The 2,014-nt window shown below is 63.9% G+C and carries 3 protein-coding genes; all 3 read right to left on the reverse strand.

Annotation, left to right across the window (positions count from 1 at the left end; all coding sequences use genetic code 11):
* Nucleotides 1-348: 348 nt before the first annotated feature.
* The 3 genes from FrCorBMG51_RS26270 to FrCorBMG51_RS30650 all read right to left on the reverse strand — a co-directional run bounded on the left by FrCorBMG51_RS26270 (nt 349) and on the right by FrCorBMG51_RS30650 (nt 1,920).
* Nucleotides 349-750, reverse strand: coding sequence for an Imm50 family immunity protein (locus tag FrCorBMG51_RS26270; protein ID WP_076842588.1), 402 nt, complete (start codon nt 748-750; stop codon nt 349-351).
* Nucleotides 751-755: 5 nt separating this feature from the next.
* The gene (locus tag FrCorBMG51_RS33540) at nt 756-995 is read right to left on the reverse strand and encodes an HNH/endonuclease VII fold putative polymorphic toxin (RefSeq protein ID WP_086055257.1); all 240 of its coding nucleotides are present in this window, start codon (nt 993-995) and stop codon (nt 756-758) included.
* Between the two features lie 94 nt (nt 996-1,089).
* Nucleotides 1,090-1,920, reverse strand: coding sequence for an RHS repeat-associated core domain-containing protein (locus tag FrCorBMG51_RS30650; RefSeq protein WP_052914329.1), 831 nt, complete (start codon nt 1,918-1,920; stop codon nt 1,090-1,092).
* Between the last annotated feature and the right edge of the window lie 94 nt (nt 1,921-2,014).

Genomic DNA, 2,014 nt, shown 5'->3' on the forward strand with positions numbered 1-2,014 from the left:
CACCCGCCCGAGCAGCGCCTCAAGCCGAGCAAGCTCCGCGGACCGCCCGACGAACCCACCCCCCACCACGCCTACTCCTCTCGCCCGAACTACAGTCCATTGTAGTTCATGGTGATGAAGTTACCCTCGATCACGCACCGCACAAGCAAGATGGCCAAGGTCCACCAAAGCGAACCAGCCGTAGACCGCACATCGCCCACAACCGAACACGGCGGCCCACGAACACGGCTTCAACCTGGAGCCCGATCAGCTCTTCGCCACCCCACCCGGCCGCAGCCACCCCACCACCACCCTGATCCATCTGGCCCGGTAATCGGCAACGATGACCCTATCGACCCCAGCCCTCAATCACCGGAGCCCAGGGGACAGATAAGCGGAAACAGAGACGATTGATGCCGCTTCCGCCGAAATGTTTATTGTCGTCGACCCCGATGATGCGGCCACTCTGACCGCATCGCCTTGCCTCTCCAATGAAAGATTGACGGAAGACTCATGACTCCATCCACGCAACGACAGATCTCGGATACCAATAAGCATCAATTGGATCTGTACGACATTGAGCCCCTGGTTGAGCCATTTTTTGGGTGGATGCGTGGGGTACTCCGGAAGATCGAATCTTAGAACCACTCGTGGACCGTCGCGATGTAGAGAGATCTCATGTAGCACGACCGATTCCAGCGGAGGGGTTCTGTCGTCGTAGATCGCCTGAATGCTGCGAGGATCATCGAGAACATCTGGCCAACTTGCCATCGTGCCTACCTTACAAATGGATAGTGATCATCTGTTCCCGGCACATGTCCGGACCTGGTATTTTCCGGAGGCCTGACGTTAAAATGCGGACCCCGATCACCTATTCCGCCTTCGCCAAACCGGTGGCCAGCAGAGTGATCCTGAATAATGACCTTACTGCCATCGGGACGTACGTACGTGTACTCCCTCGTCATGACAGGGCGTCCGTTCTCTCCGAGAACGCGGTGCCCGTTTCTATCGCTCATCGGGACACGGCTAACTTCTTCTGGGTGTCGTGATCGCGGTATTCCCAGATCCCCTTTTGCCTTGTTAAGCGCACCGCTCCTCCCTAGCGGGCTGTCACCGGTATACGGGGCGAGGCCGAGAGGGTCGAGCCAGGACAGGGGGTTGGGGACGTAGGTGTGGGGGTTGGGGGCGGGGGNNGGGGGTGAGGCCGAGGGGGTCGTTGGAGTCGTAGCGGGCGGTTTCGGGGTCGTAGTAGCGGAAGTAGTTGTAGTGGGCGCCGCTTTCCTGGTCGTGGTACTGGCCGGGGAAGCGTAGCGGGCAGTCGACGACACCATCGGCGGGCTGTGGGCTGGCGCCCCAGAGGGTGGTTCGGTTGCGCCAGGCCAGGTTGCCGTCCGGGCCGATCAGCTCGGTGGGGGTGCCGACGAGGTCGGTGACGATGGCGTGGAACCGGGCGTCGAACCATGCCTGGTCCGCGCCGTCGGATGGGCGGCGTTCGGACTGGGTGAGGGGGCGGAAGCTGCCGGGCTCCCAGTCCCAGGTGGTGACACGGGCTGGCAGGTCGGCCTCGGTGACGTGGCTCTGCTCGGCGAGTACGGCGCCGTCCCAGGTGAAGTCGACTCGCCCGACAACCCCACCGGCATCGCCGGTGCCGTTGTCGGTGACACGCTGCTTGGCGATGCGGCGGCCGAAAGGGTCGTACAGGTAGTGCCAGCGCTGGCCGTCCGGTGTGGTCACGGCGGTGAGGCAGTCGTCGGCGTCCCAGGTATAACGCCAGGTGCGCGGCTTCGCCGACAGTCGCTTGTGCTGGCGCAGGGTCACCCGTCCCTGGCTGTCGTGCTCGTAACGGACGCTGCCCGCGCGGCGGATCAGCGTGCCGGCGTACTCACGTCCGCCCTGCGCGGCCTCGTGCTCCTTGTCGCGCCCGTCGCGTTGCGCAGGCACTGGCCAGGACGCGTCGGTGATGTTGCCCGCGGCGTCGTAGGCGTAGCGCTCGGACCAGTTCGCCCCGTGGACGGCGGTGACCCGCCGCGCCGGG

The sequence above is a fragment of the Protofrankia coriariae genome, assembly GCF_001017755.1.
Classification (GTDB): domain Bacteria; phylum Actinomycetota; class Actinomycetes; order Frankiales; family Frankiaceae; genus Protofrankia; species Protofrankia coriariae.